This is a genomic window from Mucilaginibacter rubeus (assembly GCF_014643835.1).
Classification (GTDB): domain Bacteria; phylum Bacteroidota; class Bacteroidia; order Sphingobacteriales; family Sphingobacteriaceae; genus Mucilaginibacter; species Mucilaginibacter rubeus.
In genome coordinates this window covers 78,001-102,537 of sequence record NZ_BMKD01000007.1, presented here as the reverse complement: position 1 = coordinate 102,537, position 24,537 = coordinate 78,001, and the positions used below count along the sequence as shown (strand labels likewise).

19 protein-coding genes are annotated in these 24,537 nt (G+C 42.6%); 10 read left to right on the top strand and 9 right to left on the bottom strand.

Translation table 11 applies throughout. The features are described from left to right. Window positions 1-98: 98 nt before the first annotated feature. Complete coding sequence (locus tag IEX80_RS21255) at window positions 99-1,394, top strand: TlpA family protein disulfide reductase (protein ID WP_188834079.1); 1,296 nt, start codon at window positions 99-101, stop codon at window positions 1,392-1,394. Window positions 1,395-1,424: 30 nt separating this feature from the next. Here IEX80_RS21255 and IEX80_RS21250 read toward each other — a convergent pair whose 3' ends face one another. The 4 genes from IEX80_RS21250 to tilS form a co-directional block, all read right to left on the bottom strand. Further along, complete coding sequence (locus IEX80_RS21250) at window positions 1,425-1,862, bottom strand: hypothetical protein (RefSeq protein ID WP_090534471.1); 438 nt, start codon at window positions 1,860-1,862, stop codon at window positions 1,425-1,427. A 2-nt stretch (window positions 1,863-1,864) separates the two neighbouring features. Then, the gene (locus tag IEX80_RS21245; protein WP_139160073.1) at window positions 1,865-2,806 is read right to left on the bottom strand and encodes a hypothetical protein; all 942 of its coding nucleotides are present in this window, start codon (window positions 2,804-2,806) and stop codon (window positions 1,865-1,867) included. Between the two features lie 217 nt (window positions 2,807-3,023). Then, complete coding sequence (locus IEX80_RS21240; RefSeq protein ID WP_090534476.1) at window positions 3,024-3,506, bottom strand: hypothetical protein; 483 nt, start codon at window positions 3,504-3,506, stop codon at window positions 3,024-3,026. Next, window positions 3,503-4,840, bottom strand: coding sequence for a tRNA lysidine(34) synthetase TilS (gene tilS / locus IEX80_RS21235; RefSeq protein ID WP_188834078.1), 1,338 nt, complete (start codon window positions 4,838-4,840; stop codon window positions 3,503-3,505). The genes IEX80_RS21240 and tilS overlap by 4 nt, the downstream gene beginning before the upstream one ends. A 51-nt stretch (window positions 4,841-4,891) precedes the next feature. Here tilS and IEX80_RS21230 point away from each other — a divergent pair, with 51 nt between their 5' ends. From IEX80_RS21230 to IEX80_RS21205, 6 genes are all read left to right on the top strand, one after another. After that, the gene (locus tag IEX80_RS21230; RefSeq protein WP_176626674.1) at window positions 4,892-7,468 is read left to right on the top strand and encodes an OstA-like protein; all 2,577 of its coding nucleotides are present in this window, start codon (window positions 4,892-4,894) and stop codon (window positions 7,466-7,468) included. 270 nt (window positions 7,469-7,738) lie between these two features. Further along, the gene (locus tag IEX80_RS21225) at window positions 7,739-7,984 is read left to right on the top strand and encodes a hypothetical protein (RefSeq protein ID WP_188834077.1); all 246 of its coding nucleotides are present in this window, start codon (window positions 7,739-7,741) and stop codon (window positions 7,982-7,984) included. 537 nt (window positions 7,985-8,521) lie between these two features. Further along, window positions 8,522-9,607 carry a Gfo/Idh/MocA family protein gene (locus tag IEX80_RS21220; protein WP_188834076.1) on the top strand — a complete coding sequence of 362 codons (1,086 nt, stop codon included), beginning with the start codon at window positions 8,522-8,524 and terminating at the stop codon, window positions 9,605-9,607. A gap of 3 nt (window positions 9,608-9,610) precedes the next feature. Then, window positions 9,611-10,345: a glucosamine-6-phosphate deaminase gene (locus IEX80_RS21215; protein WP_188834075.1), complete on the top strand. Its 735-nt coding sequence runs from the start codon at window positions 9,611-9,613 to the stop codon at window positions 10,343-10,345. Between the two features lie 61 nt (window positions 10,346-10,406). Next, window positions 10,407-12,122 carry a GMC oxidoreductase gene (locus IEX80_RS21210; protein WP_188834074.1) on the top strand — a complete coding sequence of 572 codons (1,716 nt, stop codon included), beginning with the start codon at window positions 10,407-10,409 and terminating at the stop codon, window positions 12,120-12,122. Window positions 12,123-12,147: 25 nt separating this feature from the next. After that, window positions 12,148-12,906, top strand: a complete 759-nt coding sequence (locus IEX80_RS21205) for a 3-keto-disaccharide hydrolase (protein WP_188834073.1) — start codon at window positions 12,148-12,150, stop codon at window positions 12,904-12,906. A gap of 134 nt (window positions 12,907-13,040) precedes the next feature. On the opposite strand, the gene IEX80_RS21200 is transcribed toward IEX80_RS21205, so the two are convergent. From IEX80_RS21200 to IEX80_RS21185, 4 genes are all read right to left on the bottom strand, one after another. Next, window positions 13,041-14,744: a CocE/NonD family hydrolase gene (locus IEX80_RS21200; RefSeq protein ID WP_229701710.1), complete on the bottom strand. Its 1,704-nt coding sequence runs from the start codon at window positions 14,742-14,744 to the stop codon at window positions 13,041-13,043. Window positions 14,745-14,774: 30 nt separating this feature from the next. Then, window positions 14,775-15,473 (bottom strand): LytR/AlgR family response regulator transcription factor, encoded by a 699-nt coding sequence (locus IEX80_RS21195; protein WP_188834072.1) that lies wholly within the window; start codon window positions 15,471-15,473, stop codon window positions 14,775-14,777. Next, window positions 15,470-16,528, bottom strand: coding sequence for a sensor histidine kinase (locus IEX80_RS21190; RefSeq protein ID WP_188834071.1), 1,059 nt, complete (start codon window positions 16,526-16,528; stop codon window positions 15,470-15,472). Before IEX80_RS21190 ends, IEX80_RS21195 begins: the two co-directional genes overlap by 4 nt. 178 nt (window positions 16,529-16,706) lie before the next feature. Beyond that, entirely contained in the window at window positions 16,707-17,192 is a 486-nt protein-coding gene (locus tag IEX80_RS21185; RefSeq protein ID WP_188834070.1) for a hypothetical protein, read from the bottom strand. Window positions 17,193-17,273: 81 nt separating this feature from the next. Between IEX80_RS21185 and IEX80_RS21180 the strand changes: the two genes are divergently transcribed. Beyond that, window positions 17,274-20,228 (top strand): hypothetical protein, encoded by a 2,955-nt coding sequence (locus IEX80_RS21180; protein WP_188834069.1) that lies wholly within the window; start codon window positions 17,274-17,276, stop codon window positions 20,226-20,228. 16 nt (window positions 20,229-20,244) lie between these two features. Here the strand turns inward: IEX80_RS21180 and IEX80_RS21175 are convergent, their stop codons facing one another. Beyond that, window positions 20,245-22,584 (bottom strand): efflux RND transporter permease subunit, encoded by a 2,340-nt coding sequence (locus IEX80_RS21175; RefSeq protein ID WP_188834068.1) that lies wholly within the window; start codon window positions 22,582-22,584, stop codon window positions 20,245-20,247. 425 nt (window positions 22,585-23,009) lie between these two features. On the opposite strand from IEX80_RS21175, the gene IEX80_RS21170 reads away from it, so the two are divergent. Both IEX80_RS21170 and recO read left to right on the top strand, forming a co-directional pair. After that, window positions 23,010-23,378, top strand: a complete 369-nt coding sequence (locus IEX80_RS21170) for a diacylglycerol kinase family protein (RefSeq protein ID WP_090534500.1) — start codon at window positions 23,010-23,012, stop codon at window positions 23,376-23,378. Next, window positions 23,368-24,093, top strand: coding sequence for a DNA repair protein RecO (recO, locus tag IEX80_RS21165; RefSeq protein WP_090534502.1), 726 nt, complete (start codon window positions 23,368-23,370; stop codon window positions 24,091-24,093). Before IEX80_RS21170 ends, recO begins: the two co-directional genes overlap by 11 nt. Window positions 24,094-24,537: the final 444 nt, after the last annotated feature.

Below are 24,537 nucleotides of genomic sequence, written 5' to 3'. Positions count from 1 at the left end.
ATCAGCACAAATCAATTCATAGTCAAGCAACGGAAAACGGCTCTAAAGCAACGATTGTATTCCGGCTTAAAGCCCATGAGCAGTTCAGGCTCGAGTATATGAACGCTTTTTTGGAAGCAAAGCAACTCAAATTTATCAATCCCGGGGAAAAGGATACTGTAATTATACGTAATGTAACAACAGATATTCCTGTTGCCTTAACAATGACTTTTTTTGAGTTTGGAAAAGATAAAAGCACGAAAGAAAGAAAGTTTTCAGTACTTGCATCGCCTGGAGATACATTGAATTTATCATTAACAAGCCAGGGATTTCTGAATACAGAAAGATTAAAAAAAGGAATTGTATTATCCAACGATTCTATTTCATATTATACCAACTATACTACTGCGCCCGGCGGCAAAGCAGTATCCTCCAAGAATGAACTTTGGAAATCTTTTTATACAGAATTTAATAGAAAATTTCGAGAAGAAACGGATAGGATCAATGGCCTTTTGGCTAATTTTCAAATAGATTCATCAGCATTTGAGCAACTGACAATCAACTGTAAACTTCATTATTACAAACGGTTGTTTAATTGGCTTTATGAGGGTAATGGCCAATACTTTGAGCCTGCTTTACCTGTACTTTCAAAGTTGAGTGAGGATATCGAGCATGTTTTAAATAGCCCACACCTATTTTTGGCCGAAGATTTATTGAGTGTGATTGACGGCTACGTCAGGCTCAAAATCATTAACAAAGGTGAGGACTATGTTAATGGCATTACTATATATAAAGAAGCATCGGCAGCTAATTTGGGCAGGTTTAAAGCCAGCTATCTTATTATTTGTTTAACTCATTCGCCGGTAAAAAAAGGAGCTGAATTTGGCGAAATAATAAAGGACTACAGGAGAAAGATGGTTAATACAGCCTATTTGATACATCTCGATAGCATTATGAGTAACATTGTGGATGGCAAGCTGATTATAGCAAATGATATGTTAGTTGATTTAAAAGGAAAAAAAACATCATTGAATCATCTGCTTAAATCGAAGAAACAGTTTTACATATTGGATTTTTGGGCAAGTTGGTGTTCGCCCTGCAGGGCTCAATTGCCTGTGATGGATAGTTTAAGATCTGCATTGAGAAAAAATGCTGTTGAGGTAATTTCGATTAATCTCGATCAAAAAGAAGCATCCTGGAAAACCGCATCCCTGGCCGAAAAAAAACATCTTGGAATAAACAATTATCACCTTGGTGCGGCAACTAAATCAGCTATTGTGCGCCAGTTAAATATATCATCTATTCCGCGATATGTGATTTTGGATAACTTAAAAATAATATCGTCAAACTTTTATCAACCCACAGAGCCCGGTTTTATTGATGAGTTGAAAAACTTAATAATGGGAAGTAGATAATATGATTATTGAAAATGTGCAGAAAAATTTTCAATCACTTTTCTTGGTAAAAAATACCCCAAGTACACCGCCCAGTATCGCCTCAAAATAAGGCAATATCTTGCTGGTTTGTTCAAAGGAATCTTTGGCATATTGCTGACCGTGCTGAAATTGATCTTTAGGGATCATAACCAAAACCACCAGGAGGAAACCTATATAAAAAATGCTTACCAACAATGATAGCCTGTAAAAGAAAATATCTATTTGTGCATTGTCGTATTTGTTTTCCTGACTATAAGCCACTATAAAACCTGTTGTAATGAGAGTGAGGTAGGGGACAAGATGCTGTAATAACCATGATGCAATATCTGTAATGGTCTCTTTACCGGTCATCTGCCATAAAATTACGTAAATCAAAAGCAATGCGGATGAACAAAACCAAACTGTTGTTAGCTTTTTCTGGGCTTTATATTTAATGATCGAGGCCATAATCAGGGTTGTAAGCTTTCGGCTATATGTGATTTTTGGAGATGGGTTTGAGCATTGAACCGGGGTGATAACAAAGGTGACAAATGCGTGTTGGCCTCCTCCGATTTAAATTCATAAACAATTACAGTGCAATTATATCCCGGCTTAAAAGGTTTCTTTTTAATGGCATCCGGTAAAACATTGGCTGCCATACGGATCCATTCCAGTGCATTGCCTGCGGTTACAGGTGTGCTGGTTGCGTTAAATGGCACATCCGTTACCAAAAAAGCGAAAACCCTGAAATATCCTTTACGGGGAGCAAAAAAATCTAACAGGCTCATACTTTGGTACCGCCCTTCAGAAAAACGGTCACTGCCGCTAACGGAAGTAGCATCGTCATTAATTTCTTCTACTTTGGTAACTACTACAAAGCCATCAGGAATAGCGTAGTACCCAACGTCACCATAATTGCAATTTGATGAAGTAATGGCTCTATAGATAATGTTGCTTGCATCGCCTAATAACTGGCAGCTGCTAAAAATCGCATCGTCAAGTACCGCATAAGTATAACCTGAGGGCGGAGGAAAAGGGAAAGACTTAATAGGGGCAACTGCTTTGTCAAAAGCCACCATCAGGGTATCCTGCGATAACGCCTGGAAATTTTGTTTTTGATCGGTAGTGAGCAGTTGACTGGCTTTTTGCCGGGTTTCAGTCTGTAATATCATTAAACTACGTTCAGATACAACAGGCGACACCCGTCTTAGGTCGTTTGCTTTTATTTTATAAGCTCTTAATAATGAATCAAGCCTTCTTTGCTGTTCTGTTGAAAACGCATAACGGGTGGGCATACGGCGCATAATAACCTGAGGAGTAGATTGCGGCCTGGGGCGGCTGATTATTTGTGCAAAGGCCAGGTTGCTCATGATACATAAATACCAAAGCAATGCACTTTTAAAGAGGTTCATACCAATTACTTTAAGGTTAAACTATTTGATAGAAACTAATGGTGCCGTTGTAACATATAAGGCAAAAGCTTTATTCAAAAGGCTGCCTGTAGCATACGGTCCAAATATAAACGGTGGTATTTTAAATAACGTAAGTAGTTTTACTCAATATGGTAAATGTGAGCGCGTAATTTTACCTGAATCAGGCGGTTGATGGTCAGTGCATTAAGGGGACTGATTACTTCTTCATTTCTTCCTTTACCGCCCTCAAAAACTCATTAGGATGTTTGGAGCCGATGATATAAAGCAGGCCATCGCGATCTGTAAGGTGGATAGCTTCGTTGCCTGATGTGAAAAAGCGGATGGTACCTTTGGTGTGCAGGTTATAAACCGGGTTGTTGAAAAGATAGCGGCTATAGGTACCTTTTTCAGCCTTGACAATGCTGTTCAAATCTATTTTTACCAGTTTGGTTGTCCATAAGCCATCGAGCATAACGCTTTTGTTTTCTACACGGGTGCGAAAATGCAGCAGGAACCCCATAATAATGGAAATAATGATGATGGCAAAACCTACAACAACCAGTAAATCGCCGTTTCGTTCACGTTCGTCGGTAAAAAAGTAGGCAGCAAAACAAAACATGGCTAAAACCAGGCGTATGGTTAGCGGTATAAATTCCCGGCCAAGGTATTGTTTTTCGGTAAAAACGGATTTATCGCTCATGTTAGTTTAAACAGTTCGAAGATAGTAACTTTTTTAGTGTTATCACTCACTTTATACCTTTCATCGGGGCGATAGCCGCCAACCCACATAATTTCGCCATTGCCATTTACCAGGATTGGGATTTCTTCCTTTTGATGCAGCGGCACTTTTTGATTAATAAAAAAGTCGCTCAGCTTTTTTTTGCCCTTCATCCCCAAAGGGAAAAAATGATCGCCCTCGTGCCAGGTACGCATTTTTAACGGATAAACTAACTTATCAGCATCAATGGATACTGCCAACGGATTATCTTTTATAATCAGCGGACTATCATCATGCAGCAGGTTAAGCTTATAAACGCCAAAATTTGCTTCATGGTCTGTGGCATTGATAATAACTTCGGACAGGTGGGTCGCTGTTTTTTGTTTGAGAATGATGTTTTCCCTGTCAAGCAATAAGGTATGTGTTCCGGACTCAAATACCCGGCCCGGATGTTTATCAAGTGAGGCAATGAGATCGTCGATGGTAGTTTCATTAAAACCGTATTCATCCAGCAGTTTAAAAAGAAGCAGCCGTTTGGGGTTTAGGTTTTTTACTTTGGTAATGGGCAGGTATGTAAGGTCATTATGTATCTGCGGCAACGCTTGCCTTAATTCATCAAGCTTAAGTTCAAGCAATAGTTCCAGGTCACGGAAATGGAGCAGGTTGTTTTCAAATGTTTTTTCCAGCGATGGGTTCAGTTCCTTCAGCTTAGGTACTACTTCAAGCCTGATCTTATTGCGGGCATATTTTGCCGAGGCATTGGAACTGTCTTCAACAAAAGCTAAACCTTCGGCACTAACAATTGTCTGTATCTCCGTGCGGTTAAGAAAAAGCAGAGGCCGTACCAACCTGCCGTTTTTGGGCAAAATGCCGTGCAGGCCGGCAATTCCGGTACCGCGTGTAAGGTTTAACAATATTGTTTCGATAGTATCGTTTTGGTGGTGAGCAAGCGCAACAACCTCATAACCTGATTGCTGACCCATGGTTTCAAACCACTGATAACGCAAATCGCGGGCTGCCATTTGTATGGATACCCTGTTGTCTGCGGCGTATTGCTCTGTATCAAAATTAACAGTATGAAAAGGTACACCAAGAGCTGTGGCGAGGTCACGGCAAAAGGCCTGATCGCGCAGGGCTTCATTACCACGCAGTTGAAAGTTACAATGGGCAATACCAAAATCATAACCCGCGGCTTTAAGCAGGTGTACCATTAAAACCGAATCGATGCCGCCGCTTACAGCTGCCAGTATTTTGGCAGCAGGCGTAAATAAGTTGTTTTGCTCAATAAAATTAACAAACTGATTAACTGGCAGCATTCATCAAAATTATTAATTTAATAACCCCAACAAAAAACTAATTTTGCCATTGTGAGGAAATACGTTTTATGCTTTTTGTTTTTGGCGATGGCAACTACAGCCATGGCTCAAAAAAAATCAATTGTAAACCTGATACAATCTGAACGAAGCACCGGCGGAAAAACGGCTAGCGGCAAACAGCTGATTAAGGTATATAAAGGTGTGTTTAAGCAGGATTACTCTATCCTCCGGTCGGATAGTGCTTACTTTTATCCCAGCGATAATGCTTTTGATGCTTTTGGTAATGTAAACATAAACCAGGGCGATACGCTGAACATATTTTCGGATAAACTGAACTATAACGGCAATACCAAAACGGCCATCCTTACCGATAATGTTAAAATGGTTGACCGTGATGCCACACTAACCACTAATTATCTTACCTATAATACAGCCAGCCGCATAGGCACTTATACAGGCGGCGGAAAGTTGGTGAATAAGGACAATGTGCTTACCAGTAAAAACGGTTACTATTTTGCTTTTAGCCGCGACTCATATTTCAGGTACGATGTGGTGCTCACCACACCCGATGCTTTGATAAAAAACGATACCCTTAAGTATAACACGGGTACGCGTATTGCCTATTTTTTCGGCCCAACCAATATTTACGGCACCAAGGATAAAGATACCCTGTATACCGAGAACGGTTTGTATAACACCGTTACCGAGCAGGCGTATTTTGGTAAAAAAAACTCATACAGACAGGGTACCAAATCATTAAAAGGTGACAGCCTTTTTTACGATAAGCTGAAAGGCTATGGCCGCGCGGTAAAAAACATCACCTTCGAAGACAAGGAACAAAAAGTAACCATTAAAGGCGACCTGGGTACTTATTACAGGGCCGAAGAAAAAACTGTTGTTACCGAAAATGCTTATGTGGTACTGATCTCCGAGCAAAAGGACACCAGTAAAACCGATACCACGGCAAAGCAATTACCCGCTGCAAATAAGAATGCCAAAGCGGCGGCCAAAAAAGTAACTGACCTTACTAAAATTGCTAATGCTATAAAACCTGATAGCAACCGCAAAGCCCCGGCCAATACTATTCCCGTTAAACAGCCTTTTGCCATAGGTAAAAAGGATAGTGCCAATGTTGATATGGCGACTACGCTGGTACAGGGTGCTTTAAAAAATAATAAAGATGCTAATGCCGATGCTTTGATAAAAGCGGCAACACAGGCCAAAAAAGGGAACGAAAAGCTGATCGATTCGGCACTGAAGGCGGCGGCCCCAGCATTAAAAAACAATAAAGATAAAGCGAATATAAAAAACATAGGCAGCCTGGCCGGGGTGGCCGATGCTATTAAGCCTGGGGTTGCTAAAGTAGCAGGAAAGCTTGTCCCCGTAAAAACAACTGTGGCGCCGAAGGATACCAGCCACATCAAACGCGATTCGATATATATGACTGCTGATACGATCGAAACGCAGATCATGACCTATAAAAACCAGAAAATTTACCAGGAACGCCAGCGTACTTTACGCGATACTACGTTGAAACAGCGTAAACTGGCGGCTGATAAAAAATCGTCAAAGTTCCTCACTGCTTATTATATAAAGGTGCCTAAAGATACAAGTTATTTTCACCGCGATTTTTTTGGAAAGCCTAAACCGGTAAATGATTCATTACAAAGGAAAAAGGACGCGCTCGCTGCCGCTAAAAAAGCAAAGCAGGATAGTATATACCGTGAACAAATGCAACGCGACCCGGTTTTTAAACAATACCCGGTTAATTTGAAAGATACGGCACGTGTGCGGATGCTTATTGGCCATCACCACGTTAAGATCTTTAAATCAGATCTGCAGGCTAAATCCGATTCGGTATTTTATAGCAACAGCGATTCTACCATGCGCATGTATGTAAACCCGATTATCTGGACACAGGGTTCGCAGTTGAGCGGTGATACCGTATATATGCAAATGCGCCATAAAAAGCTGGATAATATTGAACTTTTTCCCTCGGCATTTATCGTAAATATTGAAAAGGATGACTCAACGCATTTTAACCAGGTGTCGGGAAAAAAGATGCGGGGATATTTTAAGGATGACAAGCTTGACCAGATGTATACGTTTGGTAATGCCGAAACCATTTATTTTCAGCGCGACAGCGGCAAGGTTTCGGGTATGCAGCGGTCATTAAGCAGCCGGATCCGTACCGTTTTTAAAAAGAACCAGGCTACGGATATTTACTTTTTAACCAAGCCCGAAAATCGTTATATCCCTATCGAAAAAGTTAAAGAGGATGATAAGATATTGAAAGGCTTTTTGTGGAAACCTAAAGAGCGTCCGGCATCAAAAGAAGACATTATTAAGAAGCGTAGTAAAAAAGCACCGGCAACTAAATCTCCAGGAAAAAATGCTCCTGCTAAACCCGGAACTGCTAAGCCGGGAGTGAGCCTCAAAGCGGATAGCCTGAAGAGCCCCGGAATAAAAAACCTCCCGGATAGTACCCTAAAAGTTGATACTGGGAAGAATAATGTAATAAAATTTAAAAAGGATACGATAATCAGAAATTTTGTGCCAAAACTACCCGGAAATGGGCAGAAAAAGGACAGTATTGTTAACAAAACGCCATCTGTTAAGAAAAACTGACCCAAAATGAAAAAAAAGTAACATTTTTTATCAAAAAAATTAGTCTACTAATTCTATAGTGCTTATATTTGACTAATTGTTATTATCGTTCTAACCAATTAGTTCTTTATGATAAATAATGAGGTCAGTCAACTTAAATTTAAAAAGAGACAGCCGGCGGGCTATCTCTTTTTTTCTGCCTCATTTTAAAACATGTTTAAACAACTGTTTTATTTGCCTGTAAAGTAAACATCATGCAATCCGGTGTGTTATCTCCATAAACAAACCGCCATGATCGACCAAAAAGATACCACACCAGCCCCTAAAGACGGGAAATACGAATTCCTGATCAACTATTCAGAACGTGAGCTTACCTGCCGCGTTGAAAAGGAACAAAACAAGCTGCATGTTTTTATAGATAACAATATCAATGCCGAGCTGGAATTACAGCCCGACGGCAACCTTACCCAGGCCAGCGGCAACGCCCTGCCCGAATCAACAATTGAGTTTATCAAAAAACATATCATGGAACAGTAGGAGAATAAAACTGTTGCTTTAAACTTGGAGATGGTATTTATAAAGGCTCTCGTTAAATTCCCGTAACATATTTGAAACCGCTTCTGTCAGCAGGTAAGCTTCGGGCGAAAGCGGGCAGAACAATGGTGGCCAAGAGCGCAGGAAAGGGCATAGCAAGTTTTTGCAGAAGCGGGAGCCTGTGAAGGCAGGGCAAAATAATTGCAGCCCGTGGTTCTGCCCGGTTTGCAGGGCAAGGCCTTGCGCGTAAAGAAGCCTATCTGCTGACTTGATTTATTCGCGAAGTATTTTGTTTTATAGGCGCTCATGAGCTCACTCGGCTCGGTTTTGGTTCTTTTTATCAAGAAAAAGAGCAAAGCCAACCCGCGGCGATTGAGCGGGCCAATGTGACTTGGATACCACAACAGTTGTTACTTGCCCAATACATCTTCTAAAAATTTTCAATTTTTAAATATTATTCACTAATCTTGAACGGTATTCCAAACCATGTAAATCCTGCGCGCTGTTCCAATTATCGGCGCTTTATTATATATACGTTTTATGAACAAAACTAAAGTAGCCATACTGGGTGCCGGTTTTATTACTGATATCCACATGGAATCATACCATCGTTTTATCCCCGAGGCCGATGTTGTGGCCTGCTATGCCCGCAATCCCGAAAAAGCCAAAGTCTTTGCCGAAAAATATCACATAACCCAATGGTTTGATGATATTGATAAACTGCTGGCCGAGTCTGGCTGTGAGGTGGTAGATATCTGCCTGCCCAATTACCTGCACGCCGAAGCCACCATCAAGGCAGCCAAAGCCGGAAAGCATGTAATTATTGAGAAACCACTTGCCGTCACGCTTGAGGAGGCCGATGAAATGATAGCCGTATGCAAGGCCAACAACGTAAAACTGATGTACGCCGAAGAGCTTTGCTTCACACCCAAATACGAGCGGGCCAGGCATTTGGTAAAAGAGGGCGCCGTCGGCGAGATCTATATGCTGAAGCAGGGCGAAAAGCATTCGGGCCCGCATTCGGATTGGTTTTATGATATCAATTTTTCGGGCGGTGGGGTGATCATGGATATGGGCTGCCACGCGTTAGGCTGGTTTCGCTGGATGCTGAATAATGTCAAACCTAAAAGTGTTTACGCCAGCATGAGCACCGTATTGCATAAAGGCCGCACCAAAGGCGAAGACAATTCAGTAATTATCGTTGAGTTTGAAAACGGGGTAACTGCCGTGGCAGAAAACAGCTGGGCGAAACATGGTGGGATGGATGACCGTTGCGAAATCCATGGCCTTAGCGGCGTTATTTATGCCGATTTGTTTATGGGCAATGCAGCAGTAACATACAGCCGCGATGGCTATGGTTACGCCATGGAAAAATCGGATACTACACAAGGCTGGAGTTTTACCATTTTTGAAGAGGCTTTTAACCAGGGTTATCCGCATGAGCTAAAACATTTTATTGATTGCGTACAGAACAACAAAACCCCGCTTGTAACCGGGGAAGACGGCAGAGCTGTGCTCGAACTTATCTATGCAGCTTATGCTTCGGCAGGTGCCGGCAAAAAAATTGAGCTGCCATTTTCGGCAAAGATTGATAAACCTGTAAATCTTTGGCTCGATAATAAATAACAAATGAAACTACATACATATCCTGATTATAATACCATGTCGAAGGCGGTGGCCGACCTGGTAGTTACCTTGGTTAACCAAAAGCCGGATGCGTTGATCTGCTTCCCTTCCGGTGATTCGCCAACCGGTATGTTCAGTTACCTGGTTCAGTATGCAAATAACGGACAGGTTGATTTTAGCCGAACCAACTTTGTGGGACTGGATGAATGGGTTGGCCTCGACCGTACTAATGATGGCAGCTGCACTTATTTCCTCGAAAAACATTTTTTTACGCCGCTTAATATTTCAGCTAAAAAAAAGAAGTTTTTTAATGCCGTTGCCGATGATCTGGATGCCGAATGCCAGGCTATGAACAAACATATTGATAAACTTGGTGGTCTGGATATGATGGTGGTTGGCGTGGGGCTAAATGGTCACATCGGTCTTAATGAGCCCGGTGCTGATTTTCATTCGTATGCCCATCACTCGCCCCTGGCGCCCATTACTATTGAGGTTGCTCAAAAATATTTTACTACGGATACTGTTTTAACCGAAGGCATTACACTTGGTTTAAGGCACCTGGCCGACGCCTCCGTACCGGTGCTGATAGCCAGCGGGAGTAAAAAAGCACCTATAATAGCCCAGGCTTTGCAGGGATGTGTCACCAGCGATATACCGGCTTCCATATTTAAAACTTTGCAATATGCGCAGGTGTTTTTAGATGAAGCCGCGGCGGCGGAACTGAGCTTAACAGTATAAGAGCTGAAAGCGCAAACCTATTGGCAATTAAACAGTTTATTAACCATAACCAATTGTATCCATGCCTGATGAACCTACAAATGCCGCCGAGCGGTTTACTTATGATGCCATAGTAATAGGCTCGGGCATCAGCGGCGGATGGGCGGCTAAAGAGCTTTGCGAGCAGGGCTTAAAGACCCTGGTGCTGGAGCGGGGCCGTGATGTGCAGCATATCAAAGATTATCCCACCGCAACTATGGATCCCTGGGAGTTTAAACACCGCGGGGCTATGACGAAAGCGTTCCTCGACGAAAATCCGTTGATAAGCCGAGCTGCCGGTTATGGTGAAGACGATGCCCATTTTTTTGTGAAGGATAAAGATCATCCCTACATACAGGAAAAACCTTTCGATTGGATCCGTGGCTACCAGGTTGGCGGTAAATCGCTTACCTGGGGAAGGGCTTGCCAGCGATGGAGCAAGTATGAGTTTGAAAACCCGGCGCGGTTTGGTTATGGTATTGAATGGCCTATTAGTTATGATGATGTGGCGCCATGGTATTCACATGTAGAAAAGTTTATAGGCGTTTGCGGCAATAAGGATGGCATTGAAGCTATGCCCGATGGCGAGTTTTTGCCTCCTTTTGATATGAATGCCGTGCAGGAACACATCAGCAAAAAAGTAAAAGAAAACTATCCCGACAGGCACCTCGTACATGCCCGCTGGGCGCATATTACTGAGCCGAAGCAGATCCACATAGATCAGGGACGCGTTAAATGCATGGCACGGAACCTGTGTATGCGTGGCTGCCCCTTCGGGGGTTATTTTAGTTCGGTAAGTTCAACACTGCCATGGGCCAAAAAAACAGGTAATCTTACCATACGGCCGTTCTCGGTTGTTCATTCTATTATTTATGATGAAAAACTGGGCAAAGCTACCGGAGTAAAAGTTATAGATACCAATACCAAACAGGAACTTATATATAAAGCACGTATCATTTTCATGAATGCTTCGGCATTAAATACTAACCTGGTCCTGCTTAATTCAACATCAGGTCGGTTCCCGAACGGGCTTGGTAATGATAATGGATTACTGGGTAAATACATCGCCTTTCAAAATTACCGGGCATCGGTAACGGCCGAAATAGATGGCTTTTTAGATCGATATTATTTTGGCCGTAACCCAACCGAGCTGATCCTGGCCAATTATCGTAACCTGCACAAACAGGAAACTGACTATAAAGGCGGTTTTACCACTTTTATGGGTGCCTACCGTAACCGCGGACCAAAAGAAACCGCCGAAGGCGAGGTAGGAGGGGCTTACAAAGATTCGCTTACAGAACCGGGCGGATGGAGTGCTTACATGTACTTGCAGGGCGAAACCATACCCAAGGAAAGGAACCATGTGCGTTTAAGTAAAGAGCAGAAAGATCAATGGGGGATCCCGCTGCTGATCACTTCGGTTGAGTATGATGATAATGATGAGCGCATGATCCAGGACTTTTTAACCCAGACTGCAGCTATGTTTGAAAAAGCAGGCTGCACTAATATCCAAAAGCATGAAAACAAGCAGGCCCCGGGTCTCGATATCCATGAAATGGGTGGGGTACGTATGGGGAAAGATCCAAAAACATCGCTGCTTAACCAATGGAACCAGTTGCACCTGTGTAAAAACGTATTTGTTACCGACGGCGCCTGCATGACCACTACAGGCAACCAGAGCCCATCGATATTGTATATGGCATTAACAGCCCGCGCAGCTACATATGCCGCAGGCGAATTTAAAAAGGGAAATCTTTAAAACTTACTAATTAAACATAGCATCAATGAACAAGTTATTTTTAATAGCACTAACAGCCATAGCAGTAAGCGGCTGCCATTCGTCCACCCCCAAAAACTATAATAATGACAGCACCAGTGTTGCTGATACCAATAAAAAAAGTGACGGTATGGCTTCGGGATTTGAGCCATTGTTTGACGGCAAAACTACCGGTGGCTGGCATGCTTATGGTAAACCGGCACCGGGTTTGGCCTGGAAGGCAGAAGATGGCGTACTGCACCTCGACGCATCGCAAAAAGGCGACTGGCAAAGCAAAAACGGCGGTGATATGGTAAGCAACGAGGAATATGGGAACTTTGACCTTAAGCTGGAATGGAGAATTTCTAAAGGCGGCAACAGCGGGATCCTGTTTCACGTTAAGGAAGATACTACTAAATATAAGTACAGCTATTTTACCGGCCCCGAATGCCAGGTAGTTGATAACAAGGAGAATGAGGATGGCAAACTCATCAAACACCGCGCAGGTGATTTGTATGACCTGATCTCGATATCAAAAGAAGTAGTTAAACCTGCCGGCGAATGGAATAAGGTGGAGATTGTTTGCAACAACAGCAAGCTTGATTTCACCATTAACGGCGAACATGTACTGTCAACCACCCTGTGGGACGATAATTGGAAAAAACTGGTAGCAGGCAGCAAATTCAAGGAATGGCCGGACTTCGGCACGTTTAAAACCGGCCACATCGTGCTGCAGGATCATGGTGCGGATGTGTGGTACAGGAATATCGAGATTAAAAAGTTATAAGGTGTAAAAAACGTCATTGCGAGGTACGAAGCAATCCCAAACTATACAGGGCGAACTTGCATATCCGCTCTACCAATCGGGGATTGCTTCGTACCTCGCAATGACGTGGTGGAGTATATTGACTTATTCTTCAGTTATTTAAGTACCGGGATACTAATATAACTGTCATTAAACCATTTTATTTGCAGCGGCACTTTAGCATCCCAGATATTTTCATCGCTTACATTTTTACCTGTTCCGTAGTTGATCTGCTCAAAAGGGCTTTTGTTGATATTGAGCAGGATCACAATACGGCTTCCTTTGCTGAACTGCCTGCTGGTGATGTAGGTGTTGGTAAATGGGATAGTTTCTGTTTGTCCGGGTTTTAACAAACGTCTCTTCTCCAGGTTTAAAGCATAACTTGCCCTGCCCATAAAGTAGGTGAGATAAAAATATTTCCCGTCGGGCATTTCCTCAAACATTACCACATGGTAATCCAGGTCCTTTTTGTTGATTACAGTTTTTAAAACGCCCGAAAATGCACCGCTTACAATTATGGGTTGCGTAAGCGGGTCACTTTTAAAAACAAGACAGCTGCCGGTGTTCAGCGTATCATAAATAAGCTGGTTTAAAAAATAATAGCTGCTGATGCTATCCCGGTTGGCGAGGTTTATGTTTTGGGATGTGAAAGCCTTGCTTATCGGCTTAACCGGATTTAACCGGGAGTTATCCAAATAAAACTTCAGGGTATCATTGCTCATTTGTTTTAGTGAGGGTACATGCCTCCACTCGTTGGCGCCCATAATTTCAAAATTGAACTTATCCTTCAAAAAAGCCGGTTTGGGTTTGTTTTTAAAGATATAATCAAACCACTGGTAAATAATTTCGTGGATGTTGATCCGCGCCGCGTCATCAATGCGATAACCATTAAAAACCGAATCGGGGTGCCCTTGCGAACCGAAATGCCCGTAGGGGCCGATGATGACATAGTGATTGGCGTTATGATTATATTTAAGATGTTCTCGATAGTAATACATGCCGCCAATTTGCCCGCCATCATAGTAGCCGGTAGTTGTTAACACGGGTATATTGATATCTGCAAATTCTTTTTTATAAGGGATCATATCCTGCCAGTATTGATCATAAGTGGGGTGTGCTACCCAGTGCTTGAACATGTGGTTAACTCCGCGGCCGGTAAGGCTATCAAGGGTATGATAAGCTAAGCCTGCATTATACCATTTCCAGTACAACTGGTTCCATTGCTGGCTGTTGTAGTCTTTTTCATCCAGAAATTTGTTGTTGCTGGTATAATATGTCCACGAAAAAACGAAGCTCATTTGTACATTATTGGTCATAGGTACATCAAGCCCTGGGGCTACAGCGGCCGATGGTACTATGGTTTTAAGCGCAGGGTGAAGTTTCTTTGTAGCGGCCCATTGTGTAAAGCCATTATAGCTTCCTCCGTACATGCCAACCCGGCCATCACTCCAGGATTGTTTACTGATCCAGTCAATCACTTCATAAGCATCACGCCCATCGGTTTCATAAGCCAGCGGCTGGCCGGGGCTGTTCCATTTGCCACGGGTATAGGCAAACACACCAACGTAGCCTCTATCGGCAGCTTCCTGGGTTTTTAGTGAATCTGTTGGGCGGGCGTATATGGTGAATTGGAAAATAGCGGGTAACTTTTCCGTTACCCCTTTTTTACGCGTTGTCATCACGGTTATAAACGCACCATCTCGGGTTTTTAGCAGTATGCTGTCCCTAAGATAAATTCCTGTGGTTTTTTTGTTTTGTGCCGATGCCATGCTACAAAAAACAAGGCACAGCAATAGCAGGGAGAATAATTTTCTCATCATTTTTTATTGTTTATATATGTGTTGGTTGATTTACTTACTTGCTACCCATTGCCTGAATTTGGCCGATTGCCGTTCGGAAACTTCCAGTTCAGTGCCGGTATTAAGTGTTATTTTTAAACGGCCATCCACCGTTGTTATAGTTTGTATGTATTGCCTGTTAACAATTTGCGCACGATTGATCCTGAAAAAGATATTGCTGGTCAATTTATCTTCCAACTGTTTAAGAGAGCTTTTCAGGAACACCGTTTTATCGCCCAAAAAGATCCTTGCATAATTATCCATCGATTCAATAAGGTGTACAGAGCTCCATTGAATAAAATGGTATTGCTGACGGTCTTTCACAAAGATCTGCCCGGCGGAATCTGCCTTGCTTAACCGCTGCCTTGCCTGTACTATAGCTTTTTCAAATCTTTCATCGCGGATGGGTTTTACGAGGTAATCAAGCGCATTTACTTCGAAAGCTTTAACCGCATACTGGTCATAAGCCGTTGTAAATATCACCGGCGGCACCTGCTCTAATGACTCCAGTAAGTCAAAGCCTGATTTTTCGGGCATCTGGATATCTAAAAAAAGGAGGTCTGGGGTTTGCTCGCCTATCATTTTCAGGGCATCGTCGGCATTGACAGCCTCTCCTATAATCTCAAAATCAGGGTGATTGCCAAGCAGGCGCCTTATTTCACTTCGGGCGGCACGTTCATCATCAATAATCAAAACCCTTATCTTTTTCATGCCAAAGGAATTTTAATGATTGCTGTTACTGTATCATTAGCTTCGCTGATAGCAAAATAAGCCCCACCTTTGTACTGTAGGTCCAAGCGCTCTTTCAGGTTCTTAATTCCCAGTCCATTGCTTTCTTCGATTGGTTTTAACCAACCTGGGTTACTTACAGATATTATTAGATCGTCATGCTCATTAACAAGTTGTATGTTGACAAGTCCGCCGCGTTTTTGCTGGCTAATACCGTGTTTAATAGCATTTTCAACCAGGGTTTGAATACTTAAGCGGGAAATAAGTATATCATGAAACTCGTCGCCTGCTTCAATGTGGTATTGCAGTCGCTCTTCAAGCCTTAGTTTTTCTAATTCCAGATAATCTTTAACCAGTTCCAGCTCTTCTTTTATGGTGATCATCTGTTTATCGCCACTATAGAGGGAATTGCGCAGCAGATCGGCCAGCAGGTCAATTGCCCGTCTCGCCGATTTGGGGTCGTCGATAATTAAAGCTTTGATGTTATTTAAAGAGTTGAACAGGAAATGAGGGTTAAGCTGCGCCGAAAGGTTATTAAGCTGTGCATCACGGGTAATAACCGCCAGTCGGGCGTTTTCCTTAGCAATGCCAATCTCGCGTTTTGAATAGTGGTACATGTGATAAGCCAGCAGCCAGATGGACATCAGGCGGACTCCGGCCACAAAAATGCTATCGCGGTAAAAATCAAAAAACTCCGTGAATGATTTTGAAAACCCCGGCTGAAACCACACCCTGAAAAAATAAACTTTTGAAACGGTTACAAACAGGTAAATAACCCCCAATACTATAACTGTAGGTATCAGCCTTGGTAATAACTTGTTTAACCCAAGGTTTTGCCAGCCCTGTTTTAGGGCGAAGCATCGGTAAAGGTGAGTTATAGTTATATAAACCGTAATATCAGTAATAAATTGGATGATGCCAAGTGCCCAGTTAAAGCCCTGCTGAATGTAGCCGGTATATCCCCAGTAAAGTGCCGCAACCGACCAGCCAATGAGTTGGCATTTCCAATAAAGTGATATAGTTACCTGCTGTTTCAATTTGCTTGCTGCCGAATTTATTATCAAAGCAACAAAAACTATTATACAGTTAAAAGATAAAGTACATGAGTGCAGATATTTAGGGGATAAGCGCAGGAAAAGAATCGAGACTTTTAGACATAAGAGCCAGGAATGTTATGACCTGTAAAGCCTTCACAGATTTGTAACTTTAAGCGGGTTACTTCTTAGGGACTTTAAGTTTCTTCTCTCTCTTATTATCAGATACCATTTTTACAATGGTTTTGCTATGGATTAGCTGTTTGGCATCTTTAACTTTTGCCAGCGAATTTTGCCAGGCCTCATCAACCAGTTTTTTTATTTCCTGCTGCGGAAAAGCTTCAATATCATTCACCAGCAAATAGCGGTACTGTTTGCCTTCGCCGATAAGTATTTTGTGCGGATCGGAAAGTTCGGAGCCCCAGTAAAAGCCGAAATGGGTATCGTAATTACCCCCACGGTACAGGGCAAATGAGCAAAAGATATGGCTCATTTTTTCGGTAGGCGACCAGCCCACTGCCAAAGCATTGTAATTGTCATAAATAAGTTCGTTGGCCTGAGGGTACAGATCCCATATAAAATCGCGCAGCCATAAGGCACGTTCCCGCACTTCGGATGGGAAGGTTCTCATAAAGAAAAGCAGATCGGTAACCTCATCTTTCGGCATATTATAAATGTACAATCTTTTATTTGTTGGTAATAATAATTAACTTTATATCACCCAATTATAAACCTAAATACATCCAAATTGAAAATTCTCGGCTCCGCCAAACCGGTATTTATTTATTTGATAAAAGTAATGCGGGGTTTTATCGCCTGCCTCCTATTTTTAGCCTGCTTTTTGTTTTTAGGAGTTGAGGGCTATGCCCAGGAAAAAGACCCTGCTTCGCACTTGCTTGAAATGAAATCGGCACAGGATAGCCTTACCCGCCAAAACCCTGCCGAAAAGATCTATGTTCAACTGGATAAAAGCATTTATACCCCTGGCGATACCCTGTGGTTTAAGGCTTATCTGTTTAATGCGCCAACTCTCAACCTTTCAGCCAAAAGCGGTATCATGTATGTGAGCATTGTTACCGATAGCAATGTAATGGTAAAAAAGCAACGATTGCCTGTTGAGAAAGGGCTTAGCTGGGGCAACATCAGCCTGAAAGATATACCTGCCGGCACTTACACGCTCATTGCCTATACCCAATGGCTTCAAAACTTTAGCCAGGATTGTTTTTTTCGTAAACAATTTACCGTTGCCGATGACACAGGCAGCAATTGGCTGGCTAATTATACCTGCTCAAGTGTGATGGCTGATAACAAGGAGCAGGCACATGTTAAGCTACTGCTGAGTGATATCTATAAAGCCAACGTAGCGGATAAGCTTGTTCAATTATCGGTATTGAAAGGCCGGAGACAACTATATCGGCAAACAATTCAAACAGATGAAAAAGGGCTTATAGATATTACTTTTAAGCTACCGGCCAAACCGGGAGATATTCGCATTGTTGCCGGAGATGGTGCAGGTAACCATGTAAATATCCCACTAAACTTTAATAGCCCCCAGGATGCCGATGTTCAGTTTATGCCAGAAGGGGGCGAGCTGATAGCAGGTTTACCGGCACATGTTGGTTTTAAAGCGATAGGTTTGGACGGTAAGGGCATCAATGTTTCAGGCGCAGTTCTGGATCATGAAAAACAGGTTGTTGCTAATTTTGAATCGGAGCATTTAGGCATGGGGAGTTTTAACCTGCCTGTTGTTAATACCGGCGAAAATTATACTGCTAAAGTAACCCTACCGGGTGGCGCAATACGTGAGTTTACTTTGCCCGATGTTAAAAAGGAAGGGATCGTTCTGAATGTGATCAATCCCCCCAATGAAGATTCTGTAAAAGTCCTGCTTTCCGCAACTGATAAAATTGCCCGGTCGGGTGAAAGCTATTTCCTGATTGGTCAAGCCCGCGAAATTATTTGTTATGGTGCAATGGTCGATTTTAAAAACGGTACATCCATTAGTCAAAAAATCGACAAAAAACTTTTCCCCTCAGGCATCACTCATTTTTTGCTACTTGATAAAAATAGCAACGCCCTAAATGAACGGTTGATTTTTATTGATAGACATGATAATTTGCATTTAAACATTAACGCAGATAAAATGGCTTATCATCTACGAGATAGTATAGCGTTACACGTTGACGCGAAAGATGCCCTCGGTAATCCGCTCGCGGGCAATTTTTCGATGGCGGTTACCGATGATTTACAAGTACATCAGGATAGCCTGAACAACGAGAGTATTGTTACCCGCATGCTGCTTACATCCGAATTGAAAGGCTTTGTGGAGCAACCCAACTATTACCTCATCGCTAACAATTCGCAAGCCAAAGCGGCACTTGATAACCTGTTGCTTACACAGGGCTGGGCAAGCTACGAATGGCCAGAGGAAAAAGGGCGGCCGGTGTATGCTGCCGAAACTGAAGCTGCGGTTAAAGGCCGGGTAATTAATGTTTTTAACAAACCTGTTAAACAAACTAAAGTGCAGCTGTTTTCAAAATCACCTATTGTTGTAACTGATACGCTTACCGATAAGGATGGCAGGTTTGCGTTCCGTAACCTCCCGCTTGCAGATACCCCAGCTTATTTTATTAAAACCGCCAAAAATTTTAACGTTGGCATTATAATGGACGATGCTCCACCACCAGTGCTGCTGGCATCTGCCGGCCCCGCACCGATGCCCTGGTATGTAAGCAATGATACTACCTTGCTCAACAGTTTGAAAAATAACCGGATGCGGCAAAACCTGGCCGACAACCTGCCCCCTGACACCAGGGCTTTAAAAGAGGTAAAAATTACAGCAAAGAAAATAGTCAAAGGCTCACAAAATTTAAATGGTCCTGGTAACGCTGACCTCTCTTTTGATGAAGCAGACATAGAAAAAGCGGGGAAAGAAAACTGGTTGCAGTTTCTTGAAAAAAGAGTTCCGGGTTTCAGAGTTGGCGAAATACATCGGCCGATATCAGATAAGGGAGATCCTATGGCGATAGGGCATTACTATTGTCTGAAATTGTCCTTACAAGGTAAGAACGCGTCAGACCTTGCAGATCCGCCACCAATATCTACAGGAGAAACATTTAGTTTTCAATGGTATTTTATTAATGATAAGCCAATTACACTAATTATTGATGGAATGCTTATGACAGAGGTGCTAAAAAGCCCCAATATCGACGAGCCCAATTTCATCACCATGAAAAACTATTTGGAAAGGTTTAATGCCGAAGATATAAAAGGTCTTGAGGTCATCACCTCGGCTAAATATAGCAGTAAATACTACACGAGATATACCCCCGCAGACTGGAAACGCGGTCTTGACCCCTCTGATTTTGCCTATATAGAACTTACTACCCGATCAGGAAGCGGGCCGGGCATAAAAAACACAGCCGGAACTTATTTATACAAACCATTAGTATTAAGTGTTCCCTCCCGCTTTTATCGCCCACGTTATCTGTCTGATAATACCAATAAACATACTCCGGATTTGCGTTCAACCATACATTGGAAGCCCAATGTAACAACAGGTGCCGATGGCAAAGCAACCATATCATTTTATACAGCCGATAAGCCATCAACTTATACTTACATTTTAGAAGGCACCAATATGGATGGTAGCGTTGGTTATACTTATGGTAAAATAAAAGTAATAGGTAATACCAGTCCATGAAACTTTGAGCCACCTATCAGGCTTCCTCAATATCCGGTCCCTTGATCTTGTTACGATCAACACCACCTTCAAGTGATAACAAAAACGCAGGCAGCAACGTAAGGTTACTGATCATAGCCACCAGTAAGGTTATAGATAATAGTACGCCCAAAGCAACGGTGCCGCCAAAATTTGATATCGAGAAAATACCAAACCCAAAAAACAGCACGGTAGCAATGAAAATCATGCTGACCCCGGTTTCGCGGATAGTGTCTGAAACTATTTTAGAGATGCTTTTTTTACTGTGACGTAATTCATGACGGTAACGGGTAATGAAATAGATGGTCTGGTCGGAAGAGATACCCATGGCAATACTGAAAATCAATATGGTTGATGGTTTAAGCGGGATGCCGAAAAAGCCCATAATGCCCGCTGTGATAATAAGAGGAATAAGGTTCGGCACCAGCGATATGGCGATCATCTTTATGCCTCGGAAAAGGATCCACATTACGCCTGCGATAAGTACAATAGCCCAGGCCAGGCTTTCATAAAGGTTTTTGAGCAGATAGTTGGTGCCTTTTATAAATATGATGCTTGAACCGGTTAGCTCAACGTGGAACTTCTTCGGATTGAAAATAGAGTCGATGCGTGGCTGTAATTCGGCGAGTACCGTATTCATTTTTTTTGAACCGGCATCAACCATTTCGAAGGTGACACGGGTAACGCGGTGGGTGCTGTCGAGATAGGTTTTTAGCAAACCGCTTGTACCTTTGCCTGAGTTGCCCGCATAGTTAAGGATAAAGTTTTGCTCCAGTCCGTCGGGCAGGCGGTAATATTCAGGATTGCCGCCATAAAATGCCTGTGTGCTGAATTTCAACACCTGGATCAATGATACCGAGCGACTAAATTCAGGGTAGGAGGAAATCAGTTTTTCCAGTTTCTCCACCTTGCGGATGGTGGCTAAGTTCATTACGCCGTTTTTGCGTTTGGTATCGATGCTAACCTCTAAAGGAAGCACCCCGTTAAAATTCGATTCAAAAAATTTAAGATCGTGCAGGGTGTCGTTGCTTTGGGGCAGGTCGTCAACCACATATCCATTGATATTAATCCTAACCATACCAACAATGGCAATGATGACCAATACTGCTGTGGTTAAATAAATGGTTTTACGTTTGGTATGCACCAGCTTATCTAAAGTGGCCAGCAGCCCATCCATCAATTTACTGTCTTTAATCCCGGTTTGGCTTGCCTTTGGTGCAGGCAGAAAACTGAATATAATAGGAACCAAAATAAGGCTCAAGGCAAAAGTTCCCATGATACCAATTGAGGCTATCAAACCAAATTGGGTAAGCAACTCGCTATTGGTAAAGCATAATACGCCAAAGCCAATAGCCGTAGTAACGTTGGCTATAAAGGTGGTGATACCTGCTCGCTCAACGGCAACCTCCAAAGCAGCCATTTTATTGCCGCTGATGCCGTACTCATGAAAATACTTATTGAGGATAAATACACAGTTAGGGATACCGATAACCACAATAAGCGGCGGGATGATGCCGGTTAAAAGTGTCATCTCGTAATGCATCATTTGCAGTACGCCAAGACTGAATATTACACCCAATATCACGATCAGTACCGGGAAAATAACCGGGAATACAGATCGGAAAAACAGTAGCAGGATAAGGCCGGTAATAGCCACTGAAAGGCTCAGGAATAATGAAAACTCATGGGCCACCAGGTCGCCAACCACGGTACGGATAAGCGGTAGGCCCGAATAGTGTACTTTGATATTATGCTTGTTTTCAAATGTCTGCCCAAGCTGGTTGATCTTTTTAATGATGGGCACGCGGAACGGCGTGTTGATGATCTTATCATCAAAAGTGATGGCCATCAGGGTGCTCTGGCCATCGTTACTTACAATCAACCCCTTATAAAATGGCATGGAAGCAAGTTGTTGTTTTACACTATCAACAGCCGCGGCGGTTTGCAGCGGACCGGTAACCAAAGGCTTCAGTACAAATTTATGCTGCAGGGTATCTTTTTGAAGATCATAAATATTTGCCGCCGAGATTACGGCTTTAATCCCTTTTATTTTCTTTAACTGTTCGCCAATCTGGTACCAGTCGTTAAAAACATCTTTATCAAAAATATTGGGCGATTTAATGCCAATAACCATCGATGAGGCATCCTGCCCGAAGGTTTTCTTAAACTCGGAGTAGCGGATAAATGCCGAATCGGTAACCGGAAGTACTTTGCCGCCATTGAAGGTGATTTTTACCTTCGACGCCTCGTAGCCCATAAAGGCACTCAGCGCTAAAACGCAAATAAAAATTATCAGCCTGTTTTTAAGAATTGCAGAAGCTATATGTTTCCAGAACATTATTAACGTGATATATAAGAGAGAGGCGCAAAACTACAAAAAATGCGTTATCTGCCTATTAATGATAGTGATAATGTGACAATGAGTTAACGGGTAACGGGTTATACATTATTACCTGATCTGCTTGCGGCGTTTAGTGTTCAATTTTTTTAGGGGTGAACACTTGTTGTTGTTTTATAAAATATTGGCCTTGATAATCAGTGTGTTATATTTTGTTGGATTGGCTGTTTTGGGGCTTTTGAACAAGTTGGTGTTGATAATCAAGGTTTTGTGTTTTGGTAAAAGAAAAAGTTGAACACCGGTTTTTTTAAAAGTTGAACACTTGTATTATGCCCTTTGCTATGTTAATATTGGCACTAATAACAATGGTATGGACACTGTAAATGCGCTATCCGCATTTGCACCTAAACTTTGTATTTTTGAACATGAAAAGGTTGATACGCAGTTTTGGTTTTGCGTTTAAGGGTTTGGGGTATGCTGCTAAAACACAGCCTAATTTCAGGTTTCATTTGGTGGCCGGAACGATTGCTGTAATCCTGGGCTTACTTTTTCAGATCTCAACCGCCGAATGGCTTTGGCTCATGGCCAGCATCGCCGTAGTGCTTATTACCGAATTACTCAATACTTCACTCGAAACACTGACCGACCTGGTTTCGCCTACTTATAACGAAAAAGCGGGGCATGTAAAAGATATAGCTGCCGGTGCTGTTGTTGTGGCTGCATTGTTCGCGCTGATAACCGGGATAGTTATTTTTTTACCGAAGATCATTTTATTGATAAGGCATGCTGCATAAAACCCGGGGAATCATATTCAGGGCTACCGATTACGGCGAAAGCAGTGTGATCGTACAGATCTTTACCGAGAAATTTGGTCTGCAATCGTACATCATTAATGGTGCTAAAAAGCCCAAGGCTAAAATAAGTCGAAACATGCTGCAACCCCTGCATTTGCTCGACCTGGTGGTTTATCACAAAAATACAGGCAGCGTGCAGCGCATTTCCGAATTAAAGAATGCGCCGGTACTGCTGAGTATTCCTTATGATGTGATTAAGAGCTGTATAGCCATATTTTTGAACGAAGTGTTGTACAAAGCCATAAAACAGCAATCGCCGGATGAAAACTTGTTCGATTTTATTTTCAGCGCTATTGAATGGCTCGATCACCAAACCGAAAGTGTTGCTAACTTTCACCTAATATTTTTAATCCACCTAACCCGTTACCTCGGTTTTTACCCCGACCGCTACATGGCGGGTGAAGCTGATTATTTCGATATAAAAAATGGACAATTCACCCGCTATAAGCCCGAGAGCATTTCCTATCTCTCGCCCCCGCATACCAATAATTTTCGATTAGTATTGCAAACCAGTTTTGAAGATATGCACCTGCTTAAACTAAGCAACGATGAACGCCGCTACCTGGTGCAAAAGCTGCTGGAATATTACGCTATGCATATCGAGGGCTTTGGCAATATCAAATCGGCAGATGTATTGGAAGAGGTGTTGGCGTAGGGCTAAAGTTCAAATTTTCTCTTTTTTGCGTTAGCGATAGTAGCGGATACCGGCCAACGTGGCTAAGGCTTGGTGCAGTATGAGCGGATAGCGCGGGCCACAGGCAACGCCCATATTATAAAACAGATCAGAAAATATATTTAATAATCAGCGCCTTGCAATTACGTCATTATAAGGAACGAAGCAATCTCCCACAGGCAGGTAACAGCTATTGTTGTAATGAACTTACATCGTCGCGCTCTTGGCCGCGCGGAGCCAGGTACTTTTGTCTTGATACAAAAGTACCCAAAAACCGAGTGAAACGAGCTCATGAGTACCTATTAAAACATATACTTAACGAATAAATCAAGTCAGCAGGGAGGCTCTTTGCGCTCACCCACTCCACAACCCGTCACGCCGGCCTTTGCCCTGCAAAACGGTCAGAACCACGGGCTGCAATTATTT